The organism is Herbidospora galbida, from assembly GCF_005233835.1.
Taxonomy (GTDB): Bacteria; Actinomycetota; Actinomycetes; order Streptosporangiales; family Streptosporangiaceae; genus Herbidospora; species Herbidospora galbida.
Genome location: NZ_SZQA01000025.1, coordinates 15,606 through 31,281, shown reverse-complemented (window position 1 = coordinate 31,281; position 15,676 = coordinate 15,606). Strand labels below are relative to the sequence as shown.

Annotated in this window: 13 protein-coding genes; 10 read left to right on the top strand and 3 right to left on the bottom strand. The window is 71.3% G+C overall.

Annotated features, from left to right (window positions below):
• Window positions 1–9 precede the first annotated feature (9 nt).
• From FDA94_RS24220 to FDA94_RS24195, 6 genes are all read left to right on the top strand, one after another.
• Window positions 10–954, top strand: coding sequence for a carbohydrate ABC transporter permease (locus FDA94_RS24220; RefSeq protein ID WP_137249374.1), 945 nt, complete (start codon window positions 10–12; stop codon window positions 952–954).
• Window positions 951–1,763: a carbohydrate ABC transporter permease gene (locus tag FDA94_RS24215; RefSeq protein WP_212735479.1), complete on the top strand. Its 813-nt coding sequence runs from the start codon at window positions 951–953 to the stop codon at window positions 1,761–1,763. Before FDA94_RS24220 ends, FDA94_RS24215 begins: the two co-directional genes overlap by 4 nt.
• Complete coding sequence (locus tag FDA94_RS24210; RefSeq protein WP_137249373.1) at window positions 1,760–5,890, top strand: glycoside hydrolase family 38 N-terminal domain-containing protein; 4,131 nt, start codon at window positions 1,760–1,762, stop codon at window positions 5,888–5,890. The genes FDA94_RS24215 and FDA94_RS24210 overlap by 4 nt, the downstream gene beginning before the upstream one ends.
• Window positions 5,887–6,603, top strand: coding sequence for a DUF7158 domain-containing protein (locus FDA94_RS24205; protein ID WP_212735478.1), 717 nt, complete (start codon window positions 5,887–5,889; stop codon window positions 6,601–6,603). Before FDA94_RS24210 ends, FDA94_RS24205 begins: the two co-directional genes overlap by 4 nt.
• 76 nt (window positions 6,604–6,679) lie before the next feature.
• Complete coding sequence (locus FDA94_RS24200; RefSeq protein ID WP_246060133.1) at window positions 6,680–7,570, top strand: sulfotransferase family protein; 891 nt, start codon at window positions 6,680–6,682, stop codon at window positions 7,568–7,570.
• 11 nt (window positions 7,571–7,581) lie between these two features.
• The gene (locus FDA94_RS24195; protein WP_246060132.1) at window positions 7,582–8,700 is read left to right on the top strand and encodes a glycosyltransferase family 4 protein; all 1,119 of its coding nucleotides are present in this window, start codon (window positions 7,582–7,584) and stop codon (window positions 8,698–8,700) included.
• Here the strand turns inward: FDA94_RS24195 and FDA94_RS24190 are convergent.
• Both FDA94_RS24190 and FDA94_RS24185 read right to left on the bottom strand, forming a co-directional pair.
• Window positions 8,675–9,769 carry a Gfo/Idh/MocA family protein gene (locus FDA94_RS24190; RefSeq protein ID WP_137249370.1) on the bottom strand — a complete coding sequence of 365 codons (1,095 nt, stop codon included), beginning with the start codon at window positions 9,767–9,769 and terminating at the stop codon, window positions 8,675–8,677. The two genes, FDA94_RS24195 and FDA94_RS24190, sit on opposite strands and share 26 nt — an antisense overlap.
• A 50-nt stretch (window positions 9,770–9,819) precedes the next feature.
• Entirely contained in the window at window positions 9,820–10,389 is a 570-nt protein-coding gene (locus FDA94_RS24185) for a TetR/AcrR family transcriptional regulator (RefSeq protein WP_137249369.1), read from the bottom strand.
• Between the two features lie 84 nt (window positions 10,390–10,473).
• Here FDA94_RS24185 and FDA94_RS24180 point away from each other — a divergent pair, with 84 nt between their 5' ends.
• From FDA94_RS24180 to FDA94_RS24170, 3 genes are all read left to right on the top strand, one after another.
• Window positions 10,474–11,067: a glycoside hydrolase family 25 protein gene (locus tag FDA94_RS24180; protein WP_137249368.1), complete on the top strand. Its 594-nt coding sequence runs from the start codon at window positions 10,474–10,476 to the stop codon at window positions 11,065–11,067.
• 120 nt (window positions 11,068–11,187) lie between these two features.
• Window positions 11,188–13,152: a threonine--tRNA ligase gene (thrS, locus tag FDA94_RS24175; RefSeq protein ID WP_212735477.1), complete on the top strand. Its 1,965-nt coding sequence runs from the start codon at window positions 11,188–11,190 to the stop codon at window positions 13,150–13,152.
• Between the two features lie 38 nt (window positions 13,153–13,190).
• A complete protein-coding gene (locus tag FDA94_RS24170) occupies window positions 13,191–13,649 on the top strand; it encodes a MarR family transcriptional regulator (RefSeq protein WP_137249367.1) in 459 nt (152 codons plus the stop codon).
• A gap of 95 nt (window positions 13,650–13,744) precedes the next feature.
• On the opposite strand, the gene FDA94_RS24165 is transcribed toward FDA94_RS24170, so the two are convergent.
• Window positions 13,745–14,710, bottom strand: coding sequence for an NAD(P)-dependent alcohol dehydrogenase (locus tag FDA94_RS24165; RefSeq protein ID WP_137249366.1), 966 nt, complete (start codon window positions 14,708–14,710; stop codon window positions 13,745–13,747).
• Window positions 14,711–14,811: 101 nt separating this feature from the next.
• On the opposite strand from FDA94_RS24165, the gene FDA94_RS24160 reads away from it, so the two are divergent.
• On the top strand, window positions 14,812–15,489 hold the full coding sequence (locus FDA94_RS24160; protein ID WP_137249432.1) for a TetR/AcrR family transcriptional regulator: 678 nt from the start codon (window positions 14,812–14,814) through the stop codon (window positions 15,487–15,489).
• Window positions 15,490–15,676: the final 187 nt, after the last annotated feature.

Here is a 15,676-nt window from a genome sequence, read left to right as displayed (position 1 = left end):
GGTGACCCCATGACCCAGACGACGCACCGCGAGACGCGGGTGACGCCGCGCCCCGCGCGGCCTCCCAGGAGGAACGGCAGGTTTCTGCCGGCCCTGGGCAGATTCTCCCTGTTCGCCCTGCCCGGACTGCTGGCGTACACGCTGTTCGTGCTCGTCCCGATCGGGATGACCGGCTACAACAGCCTGACGAACCTCAACCCGTTCAACCCGCCCACCCAATTCGTGGGCCTGCGCAACTACGTCAACCTGCTGAGCGACGCCGAGTTCCACCAGGCGCTGCTCAACACGGTGATCATCACGGCCATCATCACGGTGCTGGCCAACGCCGGCGGCCTGCTGATCGCCATGCTGCTCGACCGGCCGACCAAGCTCTACGTGCTGCTGCGCGGGGTGTTCTTCACCCCGGTCGTGCTCAGCTCGGTCGTCATCAGCGTCATCTGGCAGGCCATCCTCACCGACGACGGCCTGCTCAACTCGGCCCTGCGCGGCCTCGGGGTCGACGAGCCGCCCGGCTGGCTGTCCGACCCCGGCCTGGCCATCTACTCGATCGCCTGGATCATGGCCTGGCAGATGCTCGGCTTCTGCGTCGTGGTCTACCTGGCCGGGCTGCAGGGCGTGCCCCGCGAGCTCAACGAGGCCGCCTCGATCGACGGCGCGAGCGCGCTCCAGCGCTTCCGCAACGTTACCTGGCCGATGCTCGCCCCGGCGCTGACCATCAACGTGGTCATGCTGCTGATCACCGGCTTCAAGGCCTACGACCAGGTGCGCGTCATCACCAACGGCGGGCCCGGCAACGGCACCACGGTGACCATGGCCTTCCAGGTCGTGCAGACGGCCTTCGTGAGCAACCGGATCGGCTACTCCTCGGCCCTGGCCGCGGTGATGCTCGCGATCGTCGCGTTCATCTCGGTGGTCGTGCTGCGGTTCCTGCAGAAGAGAGAGGTGTCCCAGTGAACGCGCGGCCGATCGTCGCCACGTTCGTGGGCGTGGTGTTCTTCCTGCCCCTCTACCTGGTGCTGGTGAACATCTTCAAACCGAGCGCGGCGGTGGTGGCCGACCCGGCCGGGCTGCCGTTCCCGCCCACCTTCGACAACCTGGCGGCGGTGCTGAACCGGCCCGACCACCTGTTCACCTTCGGCCTGATCAACTCGATCGCCGTCACCGCCCTGTCGGTGACCGTGCTGACCGTCTTCTCGGCGATGCTGGGCCACTACCTGGCCCGCTCGCGGCACTGGGCCGCCAAGGTCGTCATGGGCACGCTGCTGTGCGGGCTCATGATCCCGGTGCCGGTCATCATGGCCCCGATCACGACCGTGCTGAAGTGGTTCGACCTGATGACGACCCTGCAGGGGCTCGTACTGGTGAACGTCGGCTACTACGTGCCGTTCGGGGTGCTGCTGTTCATGGGGTTCGTCCGCGGCGTCCCGCTGGAGCTCGAAGAGGCCGCGGCGCTCGACGGCGCGAACCGGTTCCGGGTGTTCTGGCAGGTGGTCTTCCCGCTGCTGCGGCCCGCGTCGGCCAGCGTGATGATCTTCCTGGGCGTGTGGATCTGGAACGACTTCCTGACCCCGCTCATCGTCCTCGGCCCCGACAGCGGCACGACCGTGACGGTCGGCGTCTACCGGGCCATCGGGCAGTACCAATCGGACTTCGGATCGGTCTTCGCCTTCATGTTCCTGGCGACGCTGCCGATCCTGATCTTCTACCTCGCCCTGCAGAAGAACTTCGTGAAGGGCCTTACCGGCGGAGCGGTCAAAGGATGAATCTGACGATCGAGGCGACCGAGCTGTTCGCCGGACCGGCCGACGCCCCACGCCAGATCCTGCGGGTCACCACGGCCTTCGCCGGCCTCGTCGACATCGAGGTCACGGGCGGGGCGCGAGGGGAACTCCGGGGTGTCTCCGGTACGGGGACCCACGAGGTCCCCTTCTCGACCGACGCCCGCCCGGGGGACCGGATCACCGTCGAGGTGTCGGCCGGAGACGCCTCCGCGACCGCCCTGATCACCGTCGCGGAGCCCGGCTGGACCGTCCACCTCGTCTCCCACTTCCACTACGACCCCGTCTGGTGGAACACCCAGGCCGGGTACGCCAGCGAGTGGGAGGACCAGCCGGACGCCCAAGAGATCCGGATGAGCTTCCAGTTCACCGCGTTCCAGTTGATCGACGCCCACCTGGAGCTGGCCCGCCGGGACCCCGACTACAAGTTCGTGCTGGCCGAGGTCGACTACCTCAAGCCCTACTGGGACAGCTTCCCGGAGCAGCGCGCGATCATCCTCGACCTGGTGGGGCAGGGCCGCCTGGAGATCATGGGCGGGACCTACAACGAGCCCAACACCAACCTCACCGGCGCCGAGACGACGATCCGCAACGCCGTCTACGGGATCGGCTTCCAGCGCGACGTCCTGGGCGGGGAGCCCGCGACGGCCTGGCAGCTCGACGCGTTCGGGCACGACCCGCAGTTCCCCGGCATGATGGCCGACGTCGGGCTCACCTCGTCGGCGTGGGCGCGCGGGCCGTTCCACCAGTGGGGGCCGATCCTGGAGGTCGGCACCTACGACACGCCGCACGGCGACCCCTCCGACATGCAGTTCCGCACCGAGTTCGAGTGGATCTCCCCGTCGGGGCGCGGCCTGCTCACCCACTACATGGCCGCCCACTACGGCGCGGGCTGGTCGATGGACTCCGCGCAGACCCTGGAGGCGGCCGAGGAGTCGGTGTACGGGCTGTTCCTCGACCTCAAGAAGGTCGCCGCGACCAGGAACGTGCTGGTCCCGGTCGGCACCGACTACAGCCCGCCGAACAAGTGGCTGACCGACATCCACCGCGACTGGAACGCCCGCTATGCCTGGCCGCGGTTCCGGTGCGCGATCCCGCGTGAGTTCTTCTCGGCGGTCACCGCCGAACTGGCCGCCGAGGGCCGCCGCCTGTCGCCGCAGACCCGGGACATGAACCCGATCTACACCGGCAAGGACGTGTCGTACATCGACACCAAGCAGGCCCAGCGGGCGGCCGAGAACGAACTGCTCGACGCCGAGCGGTTCGCCGCGCTGGCCTGCCTGGCCGGGGGCGCGGAGTATCCGGAGGCCGCGCTCGACAAGGCCTGGCGGCAGCTCGTGTTCGGCGCCCACCACGACGCCATCACCGGCACCGAGTCCGACCAGGTCTACCTCGACCTGCTGGCGGGGTGGCGGGAGGCGTACGACCTCGCGGCGGAGGTGCACACGGCGGCGCTGCGGCAGCTGGCCGCGCGGACCGAGGTGCGGAGCGACAGCGTGATCGTCTACAACGCCAACGCCTGGCCGCGCACCGACGTCGTGCGCGCCACCGTGCCCGCGCCGTTCACCGGGCTGACCGACGAGACCGGGACCGAGGTCCCGTGCCTGGTCGAGCACGCCGACGACACCCGCGCCGAGATCGTCTTCCTGGCCGCCGACGTGCCGTCGGTCGGCTACCGCTCCTACCGCCTCGCCGCATCGGGTGCCGGCGGGGAATGGGCCGTGGAGGACGCGTACACGATCGAGAACGAGTTCCACCGGCTCACCGTCGACCCGGCGCGGGGCGGCGGCGTGGTCTCCCTGGTCGACCTGGCCACGGGCGACGAGCTGATCACGCCCGGCGAGGTAGGCAACGAGCTGGTGGTGTACGAGGAGTACCACGAACACCCGGTCTTCCGTGAGGGCCCGTGGCACCTGCTGCCGACGGGCGTCTCCACGGGGAGCGCCGCACTCCCCGCGCGCTCGGTGACGACCGAGCGGTCGCGGCTCGGCCGGCGGATCACCGTCACCGGTTCCCTCGGTCCCATCACGTACACGCAGACGGTCACTCTGTGGTACGGCCTCGCGCGGGTGGACTGCGCCACCCACGTCGACGGTTTCGATGGCGCCGACCAGCTGGTGCGGCTCCGCTGGCCGTGCGCGGTGCCGGGCGCGGTGCCGGTCTCCGAGGTCGGCCACGCCGTCGTCGGGCGGCCGTTCGCGCACCCCGACGTCGACGCGGCCGAGCATCCGTGGACGCTGGACAACCCGGCCTACCAGTGGTTCGGGCTGAGCGCCCCGGCCCGGATCGCCTTCGCCAACGGGACCGGCGTGCCGATCGCGGTCGCCGAGATCGTCGTGCCGCACGAGGAGGACACCGCCGACGCGCGCGACCTGGCGGTGAAGCTGGCCCAGTCGGGGGTCACCTCGACGACGGCGTACGCCCACGGCACCCGCTACGGCCTGCTGGCCTTCGACTCCAACCTGCCCGACGTGCGGTTCGCCGTCGGCGGGCCGGAGGAGAACGCCTTCACCGCCGAGGCCCTGCGCGCCGCCGGGCCCGCCTACACGGAGGAGCTGAACCGGCAGCTCGCGGAGAAGGGGTCGGCGGTCGTCTGGCTGCCCGGCCGGCACACCCGCGAGCAGGCCTTCCACCCGGAGTCGGACCTGCGCGGCGCGCTCGACATCCCGGTCGTGGTGCTCGCCGGGTCGCCGGACAACGTTATCGAGGATCACGTGATCACGGTCGACCAGACGGCCGACCACGCCGAGGAGCGCCGGACCGTCGCCGTGCTGAACCGGGGCGTGCCCGGGTTCGCCGTCGACACCCGGGGGCGGCTGCACCTGTCGCTCATGCGGTCGTCGACCGGCTGGCCGTCGGGCATGTGGATCGACCCGCCGCGCCGGACCGCCCCCGACGGCACCGGCTTCGGCCTCCAGCACTGGAGCCACACCTTCGACTACGCCATCGCCTCCGGCGGCGGCGACTGGCGCGCGGCCGGGATCGTCGCCAAGGCGCACGACTACGGCCACCCGCTGCGCCCGGTCGTCGAACCGGCCCATCCGGGCCCCCTGCCCGCGACCGCGTCGCTGGTGACCGTCGAACCCGCCGGAGCGGCCGTGCTGGCCGCCTTCAAGGCGGCCGGGAACCCGACGGCGGGCGGCCGGTCGGTCCCGGCCGATCCGCGCGCCGGGGTCGCCGCGCGGTTCTACGAGCCGCACGGCACGCCCGTCTCGCTGCGGGTGACCTCACCGTTCCCGCTGGTCGAGGCGGCGGTGGCCGACCTGCTGGAGACCGCGACGAGCGAGGCCAAGGTGCGCGACGGCGCACTGGTCGCCGACCTCGGGCCGAGCGAGATCGCCACGTTCGTGCTGAAGACCGACGCCCGCGACCCCGAAGGGCCGGGCGACCGCCTCGGGCGGGCCGCCGAACCCGCGCAGCCGGTGTTCTCGCGCTACTGGCTGCACAACCGGGGTTCGGCGCCGCTCGGCTACCAGCCGTTGAGCGTGCACGCGCGGGCGGTCTCCGGCGGGGTCCGGGTCTCCCTGGCCTCCGACCTCGTCGACGCCGCCGCCGAGGGCGAGGTCCGCGTGGTCGTGCCGCCCGGCTGGGCCGCCGCGCCGTCCGATCGTCCGGTACGGCTCCCGCCGCGCGGCTGGACCGCCTTCGACGTCGCGGTGACGCCGCCGCCCGGCGCGGGGGAGGGCCCCTTCCCGGTGGCGGTCACGCTGGCGCACGGCGGCCAGACCCACGAGGACGTCGTGTTCCTCGACGGTTCGGGGCGGCCGGTCAGCCCCGGTCCGGCGTCGCTGCTCGCGGTGGACGTACCGGAGGAGGGCCTCGAGGCGGCTCCCGGGCGGACGGCCCTGCTGCCGGTCACGTTGACCAATCGCGCCGTCTTCGCCCTCAGGGGGGAGGTCCAGGTGCTGGGTCCGTGGGGGACCTGGGGGGTCACCGGGCCGCTCATCCGTCCGCTGGAGATCGCGCCGGGCGAGCAGGTCGTGCTCGACGTGGTCGCCGACGTGCCGCTCGGCATGCGGCCGGGGGACTGGTGGGTGCTGGTCAAGGCCATGTGGTTCGGCCGGGTGAGCTACTCGCCCGCCGTGCCGCTCAGGGTGAGGGGGGACCGGTGATCACCGCTCTCGTCGAGGGCGCCCCCGTCACGCTGGAGCAGGTCGCCGGCCGGATGGCCGCACTGCGCCGCGGTCCCCGCGGCGACCTGCTCCCGGCCGACGGCACCACCGAGGGCCGCCAGCTCCGCCGCTGGGTGGTGCAGCTCCTGGTCGCCGAACGGGTGATCGCCGCCGAGGCCGCGCGCCGGGGGCTCGCGCCCTGGGCCGGGCCGCCGATGGAGCTGTCGGCCACCGCCCGGCTGGAGCTCGGCAGCGTGATGGCCGCCGTGCTCACCGGCGACCGGCTGGCCCAGGCCGTCTACCGCGACCTCACGGCCGGGGTCACGGTCTCCGAGGAGGACGTGCGCCGCTACTACGCCGCCAACCCCGACCGCTACCGGCCGGGGCCGGCCCGCGCCGTCACCCATTGGCGGAACGGGGTCGCGGCCGACTACGTGGTGACCCGCGCCGAGCTGGTGCCCGAGGTGGTGTTCGGGGCGGCCGAGGGCGATCACGTGGCACACGGCGACGAGGTGTTCGTCGTGGGGGCGTACACGAGACGGGATCTGAGCCTGGCCGAGGCGGCGCCGCGCATCCGCGCGACGCTCCTCGACGCCGCCCGGCGGCGGCGGTTCGCGCTCTGGGCGGACGCCCGCTGCGCGGCCGCGGTGTTGACGCCCGGTTACGAGCACCCGGGCGACATCAGTCATCCTGATCACACGCACCGCCATTGATGTGCCAACCTACGGGCAGTTCCAGGTAATTCTCAGGGAAAGTCCGTAAGGTCCACACATGAACTGGAAACAACGAGTGAACGTTGCGCTGGGCGAGTTCACCGGGTTTCATCTGACGAAGATGGGCGAGTCCGCATCGGCGAACTCGCCCAAATCCGGCAAGGTGGGGAAAGCGGCGAAGGCGGCCAAGCCCGCCCCCGCGCCCGCCTCGGAGGTGCGGCCCCCGGCCGACGCCCGGACTGACCGGTTGCTGCGCGCCCCCATCTTCGTGATGTCGCCGGTGCGGTCGGGTTCGACCCTCCTGCGCTCGATCCTGAACGCCCACTCGCTGCTGCACGCCCCGCACGAACTGCACGTCCGCCGCCTCACCGTCGGCTTCGGCACCGGGCTGGCCGAACGGGCGATGCACGCCCTCGGTCACAACCAGGCCGACCTTGAGCACCTGCTGTGGGACCGGGTGCTGCACCGCGAGCTGCTGCGCAGCGGCAAGAGCCACATCGTCGACAAGACCCCGGCCAACGCCTTCGCCTTCGAGCGCCTGGCGGCCTGCTGGCCCGACGCCCGGTTCGTCTTCCTGCTGCGCCACCCCGTCTCGATCGCGCGGTCGTGGCACGAGGCCGACCCGGAGAAGCGCGACTTCGCCGGGGCGGCGGCCGACGCGCTGCGCTACATGAAGGCCGTCGAGCGCGCCCGCAAGGGCCTCACGGGTCACACGATCCACTACGAGGAGCTCACGGCCGACCCCGAGGGCGAGATCCGCGCGGTCTGCGACTTCCTCGGCATCCCCTTCGAGCCCGGCATGCTGCGCTACGGCTCCGCGCAGACGGTCGTGCAGAAGGGTCTGGGCGACTGGAAGGACAAGATCCGTTCCGGCGAGGTCCAGAAGGGGCGCGACCTGCCCGACGAGTCCGAGATTCCCGACGTGCTCCGCCCGATGAGCGTTAGCTGGGGGTACCTGTCCAAGTGAAGATCCGCTATATGCTCCTCCACGCGTACGGCATGGGTGGAACAATTCGGACCGTCATCACCCAGGCCAACGCGATGGCCCAGCGCGGCCACGACGTCGAGATCGTCAGCACCGTCCAGCGCCGCGACCGCCCCCAGTTCGAGGTCGACCCGCGCGTCAAGATCACCGCCATCGTCGACGAACGCGGCGGGATCGAGCCCGTCACCTTCACCGACCGCGTGATGCGGCGGCTGCGCGGCAAGGCGGTGCCCGAGGGCGAGTTCGCCGCCCACTGGTTCACCGCCCACGTCGAGAAGGCCGTCACCGAATACGTGGCCGGCCTCGACGACGGCATCCTGGTCACCACCCGGCCGGCGCTGAACCTGATCGCCGCCCGGCACGGCCGCAAGAGCGTCGTGCGGGTCGGCCAGGAGCACATGAACCTGCGCACCCACAAGGAGCCGGTGCGCCAGGACATCGCCCGCCACTACAGCCGCCTCGACCTGGTCACCGTGCTGACCCGGACCGACAAGAACGAGTACGAACGCCTCGCCCCCGGCGTGAAGACCCGGCTGATGCCCAACTCCGTGCACATCGCCGGGCGCCGCCAGTCGCAGCTGACGAACCGCCGGGTGATCGCGGCCGGCCGGTTGAAGGCCCAGAAGGGCTTCGACCTGCTGATCCCCGCCTTCGAGCAGGTCCCGCACAAGGACTGGACCCTCGACGTGTACGGCGAGGGCTCCTCGCTCCCCAAGCTGCTGAACAAGATCACCGAGGCGGAGCGGGTCCGGTTCCGGGGCCGCACCGAGAAGCTCTGGGACGAGCTGGCCGACTCCTCCATCTACGTGCTGAGCTCCCGGTTCGAGGGCCTGCCGATGGTGATGCTGGAGGCCATGGCCCACGGCCTGGCCGTGGTCAGCTTCGACTGCCCGACGGGCCCCGGCGACGTGATCGTCGACAACGTCAACGGCCTGCTGGTGCCGCCCAAGGACGTCACCGCGCTGGCCGAGGGCATCACCCGCCTCATCGAGGACGACACGCTGCGCAAGCGGCTCGGCGCGGCGGCGCTGGAGACGGCCAGGAACTACACGGCCGACTCGATTATGCCGCGCTGGGAGGCCCTGTTCACCGAGCTGCTGGAGCGCCGCTGACCTGCTGTCGTTCCAGAGCGGCCACGAGACGGTGGCGCTCCACGGCGTGGTCGAAGCCGGGCACGGTCCGGGTGCCCTCGCGCAGGTCGCGGGCGAGCGCCGCGTAGACCTGGGCGACGTTCTGCGCCGGGCCCTCCAGAGTGCGCGGCACCGGGTCGAAGTAGGAGCCGGGCACGGCGATCTCGTGGACGGAGTCGTCGTCGCCCCGGCCGCCTTCGAGCACCAGGTCGCGCGTCTGGAGGTTGCCGTTGGGGCCGTCCGCGCGCAGCACCAGGTCGCCCTCGGTGCCGTTGATCTCCCAGCGCAGGTTCTCGCCCCGGGACCACCCGCCGCGGTAGAACAGCGAGACCGCCGCGCCGCTCTCCAGACGTCCCACGACCGACACCTGGTCGGGGACGGTGAACGGGATCGTGGTGTCGTCGTCGGTGACCCGCGTCCGCGACCGCGCCGTGGTCAGCTGGCCCGACACGGTGGCGAAGCCGCCCAGCACGTGGGTGACCGCCTCCAGCGCGTGCGCGGCCGAGACCGTCAGCGGGGACAGGCCGACGGCGGCGTCGAAGAGGTGGACGTGGGCGCGGTCGGTCTCGCCGCCCCACGACATGCCCGAGCCGATCAGCGTGGTGCCGAGCACCTCGCCGACGTAGCCGCCGGCCACCAGGTCGCGGGCGTGCCGCACCGCCGGGGCGTACCGGGCCTGCAGCCCGATCACGGTACGCCGGCCCGCCGCCCGCGCGGCCAGGTCTTCGGCGTCGGCGAGCCGGCCGGCCAGCGGCCACTCGCAGTAGACCATCTTGCCCGCCGCCAGCGCCGCGGCGGCGTGCTCGTGGTGGCGGGTCACCGTCGAGGCCACCACCACCAGGTCGACGCCGGGGTGGGCGATGAGCGCCTCGTGGTCGTCGAAGGCCGCCGCGACCCCGAACCGGGCCGCCGCCGCGTCGGCGGAGGCCCTCCGGGAGGTGCCGACCGCCCGCAGCTCGTAGCAGGGCAGCGCCTTGAGGGCCGGGACGTGGCTGAACGCGGCCCAGCCGTCCGGGCTGGCTCCGATGATGCCGACGCCGATCGTGTCCATCGACGGCTCCTTTTCTTGACTGTTCGTTACAGAATTCGGGCGTGAAAAAACTAGGCCAGGCAGCCCAGGGCGACCTCCGCGATCGCCGTGAGGGCCGCCCGGTCGGGGTTGATGGCGGCCATGACGCGCATTCCGTGAATGGTCGTCATCAGGAAGCGGGCCAGGTCGCGCGGGTCGCGGTCGCCCGAGAGGCCCTGGGCGCCGATCAGGTCGGCGAACGCGTCCTCCAGGGAGGCCGTGGTCGCCCGGATGCGCACCCGCACCTCGGGGTCGTGGGGCGCCCGCTCGACCGCTGCGCTCACCATCAGGCAGGCGTGCCGGTTGCCGTCGGCCGCGATCTCGTCGACGAGGTCGAGCAGGATCCCGTGGACCAGGTCGCGGACCGGCAGTCCGCGCCGCAGCTCCTCGATCAGCGGGAGGGCGTACCTGTCGCGGTAGCGGTCGACCGCCGCCAGGTAGAGGCCCTCCTTGCTGCCGAAGGCGGCGTAGAGCGACCCCCGGCCGACGCCGGTGGCCTCGACCAGGTCCTGGATCGAGGTGCCCTCGAAACCGGTGCGCCGGAAGGCCCACATGGCCGCCTCGACGGCGGCCTCGGTGTCGAACTCCCTGGCCCGTGCCATGGGAGGACCGTACGCCTATGTGGAACGAGCGGTCAAATATGGGAACCGGTCGCGACCCGATGACGCCGGTATTACCCTTCAGCGGTGATCCACGGCATCGACGTGTCCGACTGGCAGGGCCCCGTCGACTGGTCGGCCCAGGCCGAGACCGACGCGGTGTTCGCCTTCGCGCGCGCCACCGAGAGCGACCGGCTCGCCGACACCCGTTTCGCCGAGAACTGGACGGCCATGGGCCGGGCCGGGTTCGTCCGCGGCGCCTACCACGTGGCCCGGCCGCTGGGCGACGCCCGCGCCCAGGCCAGGCACTTCCTGGAGACCGTCCGGCTCGCCCCCGGCGACCTGGCCGCGCTGGAGTTCAAGGCCACCGACGGGCTGCCCGCCGCCGAGGTCGCCGAGTTCGGCCGCCGCTGGTGCGCCGAGGTCACCCGCCGCTGCGGGCTGCTCCCGTTCGTCTGGACGCACCTCCACTTCGCCGCCGAGGGCAACTGCGAGGGCCTGTCCGACTACCCCCTGTGGATCGCCGACCCGGGCCGGCCGATCGGGGAGCCGCGGGTGCCCGCGCCGTGGTCCGGCTGGGCCATCCAGCAGTACGCCGCCAGCCCGCTCGATCTCGACGTCTTCGCGGGCACCGTGGCCGAGCTGATCGCGCTGGGCGCACCGGACCGGCGCGGGAAATAGGACGCGTCTTCAGGTAGATCCACAACGCGAGCCACAGCCGGCCTTCGGCCGTCCGCGTCTCGCTTCAATCCCGGTAGAGTCGGCCTGACATCCACGCTCGTTCGTTTGAGGAGAACCATCGTGTCCGCTATCACCGTCACCGTCGCAGGGGTCGAGCGTTCGGTAACGGAGGGCACGACGTACGGCGAGCTGCTGGAGGCCGACGGCCGGACCGTGATCGCGGCCCGGGTCGGCGGCGAGCTGAAAGACCTCGCGGCCGTGGCCGGCGCGGGCGACGTCGTCGAGCCGGTGGAGATCGGCAGCGACGACGGCCGGGCGATCATGCGCCACTCCACCGCCCACGTGATGGCCCAGGCCGTCCAGGAGCTGTTCCCCGAGGCCAAGCTCGGCATCGGCCCGCCCGTGGAGAACGGCTTCTACTACGACTTCGACGTCAAGGCGCCCTTCACCCCCGACGACCTCAAGCGCATCGAGAAGCGCATGCGCGAGATCGTCAAGCAGGGCCAGACCTTCGCCCGCCGGCCCGTCTCCGACGACGCCGCCCGCGAGGAACTGGCGGCCGAGCCCTACAAGCTGGAGCTGATCGGTCTCAAGGGCGGCGCGGCCGACGGCGACTCGGGCGAGAGCGTCGAGGTCGGCGGGGCCGAGCTGACGATCTACGACAACCTCGACCCCAAGAGCGGCGACCTCGTCTGGAAGGACCTCTGCCGGGGTCCCCACCTGCCCACCACCCGCGTCATCCCCGCCTTCAAGCTGATGCGGTCGGGCGGCGCCTACTGGCGCGGCAGCGAGAAGAACCCGCAGCTCCAGCGCATCTACGGCACCGCCTGGGAGTCCCGCGAGAAGCAGGACGAATACCTCGCCTTCCTCGAAGAGGCCGAGAAGCGCGACCACCGCAAGCTGGGCGCCGAGCTCGACCTGTTCTCCTTCCCCGACGAACTGGGCTCCGGCCTGCCGGTCTTCCACCCCAAGGGCGGCGTCATCCGCAAGGTGATGGAGGACTACTCGCGCAAGAAGCACGAGGAGGCCGGCTACTCCTTCGTGAACACCCCCCACATCACCAAAGACAACCTCTACAAGGTCTCCGGCCACCTCGACTGGTACGCCGACGGCATGTTCCCGCCCATGGAGCTCGAGGGCGCGCGCTACTACCTCAAGCCGATGAACTGCCCGATGCACAACCTGATCTTCCGGGCCCGTGGCCGGTCCTACCGTGAGCTGCCGCTGCGCACCTTCGAGTTCGGCACCGTCTACCGCTACGAGAAGTCGGGCGTCGTCCACGGCCTGACCCGCGTGCGCGGCCTCACCCAGGACGACGCGCACATCTACTGCACCCGCGAGCAGATGCGCGGCGAGCTCGTCTCGCTGCTGCGCTTCGTGCTCGACCTGCTGCGCGACTACGGCCTCAACGACTTCTACCTCGAGCTGTCGACCAAAGACCCGGTGAAGTTCGTCGGCGACGACCAGACCTGGGAAGAGGCGACGGCGGTCCTGCGCGAGGTCGCCGAGGGCGAGAACCTCGAACTGGTCCTCGACCCGGGCGGCGCGGCCTTCTACGGCCCCAAGATCTCCGTCCAGGCCCGCGACGCCATCGGCCGCACCTGGCAGATGTCGACCATCCAGCTCGACTTCAACCTGCCCGAGCGCTTCGAGCTCGAATACACCGCCGCCGACGGCTCCCGCCAGCGCCCGGTCATGATCCACCGCGCCCTGTTCGGCTCGATCGAGCGCTTCTTCGGCGTGCTGACCGAGCACTACGCGGGCGCGTTCCCGGCCTGGCTCGCGCCGGTCCAGGTGATCGGCATCCCGATCTCCGACGACCATGTGGCCTACCTGCAGGACGTCGCCAAGAAGCTCAAGGCCCACGGCATCCGCATCGAGGTCGACGCCTCCTCCGACCGCATGCAGAAGAAGATCCGCAACGCCCAGAAGTCGAAGGTGCCCTACATGCTGCTCGCCGGCGACGACGACGTGGCGGCCGGGGCGGTGTCCTTCCGCTACCGCAACGGCGAGCAGAAGAACGGCGTCTCCGTCGACCAGGCGGTGGCCGAGATCGTCGACGCGGTGGAGCGCCGCCTCGCCTAGTTGACGTCAAGTCGGCTTGAGGTCCTAGCGTCGTCGTCATGACGATCAAGGAGTATCCGCCGGAGGTCCTGAACGGCCAGCCCCTCGGGGCCTGGACGGGCGAGGCCTACCGGCGGGTGGTGGGCGCGATCCGCGCCGAGCTGGCGGTCGAGGGCCTGACCCAGCCTCATTGGTGGACGATCAACCACGCGGCGGGGTCGCCGGGCCGCTGGACCCGGGCCGAACTGGCCGAGCGACTGTCGACGTGGGAGGACCTCGGCCTCGACTTCGACGAGGTCTTCGACGACCTGGTCCGCTGGGGCTGGCTGACCGAGGACGACGGGGTGATGGCCCTGACCCCGGGAGGAGAGGCCGGGCGGCAGCGGGCGTGGGAGCGGCTGGGTCCGGTCCTGGAGAAGACCCGCGCCGGCGTCGACCCCGACGACTACGTGACGGCCATCAACGTGCTGCGCCGGGTGGTCGCCAACCTGGGCGGCGACGGCGACCTGCCCACCTGAGGTTCGGTACGAGGGGCCGCATGGTGACCGCCCACCTTGCGGCCGTCCTCGTCGCTGCCATCGACGAGTGTCTGATCAGCGACTCCACAGACGTCCTATGCGACCCTGACCACGTACTTGCCCTGGACGCCGCCCGCCTCCAGCGCCTGGTGTGCCGCCGCCGTCTCCTCCAGGGGGAAGACCGTGTCCACCGCAGGACTCAGCTTGCCCTCGGCCACATGGCGGGCGAGGTCGTCCAAGTCCGCCCGCTTGGGATTGCCGCTGAAGAAGCGCACCCGGCCGCGTCCGTGGACCGTGCTGGCCGCGAGGTAGCCGAGCGACGCGGCGGCCCGTTTCGGTTCGAAGGCGATGGCGACCATGCGGCCTCCGGGATTCAGAAGGCGCCGGAAGGCCCGCAGATCGGTCCCCGCGGTGTCCAGGACCACGTCGAAGCGGCCCAGTTCCGCTGGCCGTACGGTCCGGTGGTCGACGGCCTCGTGCGCGCCCAGCCCGCGGACGAAGTCGAGGTTGGCCGCGCGGGCCAGAGCCGTGACCTCTGCGCCGTACGCCCGTCCGAGTTGGACGGCGGCGTTGCCGACACCGCCCGCCGCGCCCCGAACGAGGAGTCGTTCGCCGGGGCGCAGCCCGGCTTTGTCCCGCAGCGCGGTGATGGCCGTGGTGGCCACCGGCAGCGCGGCGGCGCCCACCAGGTCAAGGCCGTCGGGGAGCCGGCCGACCCGTTCGGCGGGCACGGTCACGTACTCGGCGGCGCTGCCGAACCCGGAAGCGCGGCCCAAGACCCCCCATACGCGGTCACCGGCCGCGAAGTGTGGGACTCCGGCACCCAGCGCGGCGACCTCACCTGTGAAGTCCAAGCCGACGCGCTTGGGGAATTTCCGGCCGGTCAGGAGGCGGAGACGGCCGGCCCGGACTGCCAGCTCGCCGCCGTTGACGCTGAACGCGCGCACCTTCACCAGGACCTCGCCGGGGGACGGATCGGGGCGTGGCACGAGACCGGTGTAAAGCACCTCGGGGCCGCCGTAGTGGTCGTAGAGCACTGCCTTCATCATGCGGTCGTTCATCGTTCTGCCTTCGCCGCCGGGGGTCGTACGGGGATCTGGCATCGACCCTAAGCTCTTAAGTGGACGCGATCGTCCGCTTAGACCGGAAGAGAGAGACAGTGATGGCGGAATCCTCTCGGATCACAGCCCATGACGGGGTGCGGGCGGATGCCCGGCGCAACCGGGAGCGTGTCCTCGTCGCCGCCCGTGCGGTCTTTGCGGAGCACGGGATCGACGCCCCGATGGCGACCGTGGCCCGAAGGGCCGGGGTCGGCGTAGCGACGCTGTACCGGCATTTCCCGACCCGGGACGCCCTGTTGAGAGGCGCGTTCGCGCAGCAGATGGAGACCTGCGGGCGGGCGCTCACCGAGGCTCTGGCCGCCCCTGACCCGTGGCAAGGTTTCCAGCAGCTGGTCGAGACGGTCTGCGCTCTACAACGAGAGGAACGTGGATTCCCGGCCGCGTTCGTCGCAGCCTTCCCGGAAAGCATGTCGGAAGAGGCGCAGTCCTGGCAGCGAGCCGAGCGGGACTTCGCGACCCTGGTACGCAGGGCCCAGGCGTCGGGCGCGCTGCGGGCCGATTTCCACCCGTCCGACCTCGCCGTGGTCCTGTTGGCACACTGCGGTCTGGTGGCCGCCCTGCCGGATGACGGTGCAGCGTCCCGGCGCCTGGTGGCCTATCTGCTCCAGTCGTTCCGCGCCGGCCCGGCCAACAGGCCGCTGCCTCCGCCGACTGCGCTGACAGTGAGCAGCCTCCCGATCGCTGACAGTTCCCAGGGTCGGCGATCTCTCAAAGCCTGACCTGAACTGGCCGGCGCCATCGGCCGTCATGGTGTCGACGGGCCGGTGGCATGGATGTCCCGCCGGCCTCGCCGCTGCTGGGTCGCCGACGCACTGAACGTCAGCGAGATCGCTCACGTCGCAGAGCGATAGCGGGTGTTAGCCATAAGCCCGGGAGGGTAGGCCCGTCACCGGTGGCGCCGTTTCG

Excerpts from the sequence above, each read along its gene's own strand:
- FDA94_RS24160 (WP_137249432.1), top strand. The coding sequence starts at position 14,812 with ATGGCGGAATCCTCTCGGATCACAGCCCATGACGGGGTGCGGGCGGAT.
- FDA94_RS24220 (WP_137249374.1), top strand. The coding sequence starts at position 10 with ATGACCCAGACGACGCACCGCGAGACGCGGGTGACGCCGCGCCCCGCG.
- FDA94_RS24210 (WP_137249373.1), top strand. The coding sequence starts at position 1,760 with ATGAATCTGACGATCGAGGCGACCGAGCTGTTCGCCGGACCGGCCGAC.
- FDA94_RS24195 (WP_246060132.1), top strand. The coding sequence starts at position 7,582 with ATGCTCCTCCACGCGTACGGCATGGGTGGAACAATTCGGACCGTCATC.
- FDA94_RS24165 (WP_137249366.1), bottom strand. The coding sequence starts at position 14,710 with ATGAACGACCGCATGATGAAGGCAGTGCTCTACGACCACTACGGCGGC.
- FDA94_RS24170 (WP_137249367.1), top strand. The coding sequence starts at position 13,191 with ATGACGATCAAGGAGTATCCGCCGGAGGTCCTGAACGGCCAGCCCCTC.
- FDA94_RS24190 (WP_137249370.1), bottom strand. The coding sequence starts at position 9,769 with ATGGACACGATCGGCGTCGGCATCATCGGAGCCAGCCCGGACGGCTGG.
- FDA94_RS24185 (WP_137249369.1), bottom strand. The coding sequence starts at position 10,389 with ATGGCACGGGCCAGGGAGTTCGACACCGAGGCCGCCGTCGAGGCGGCC.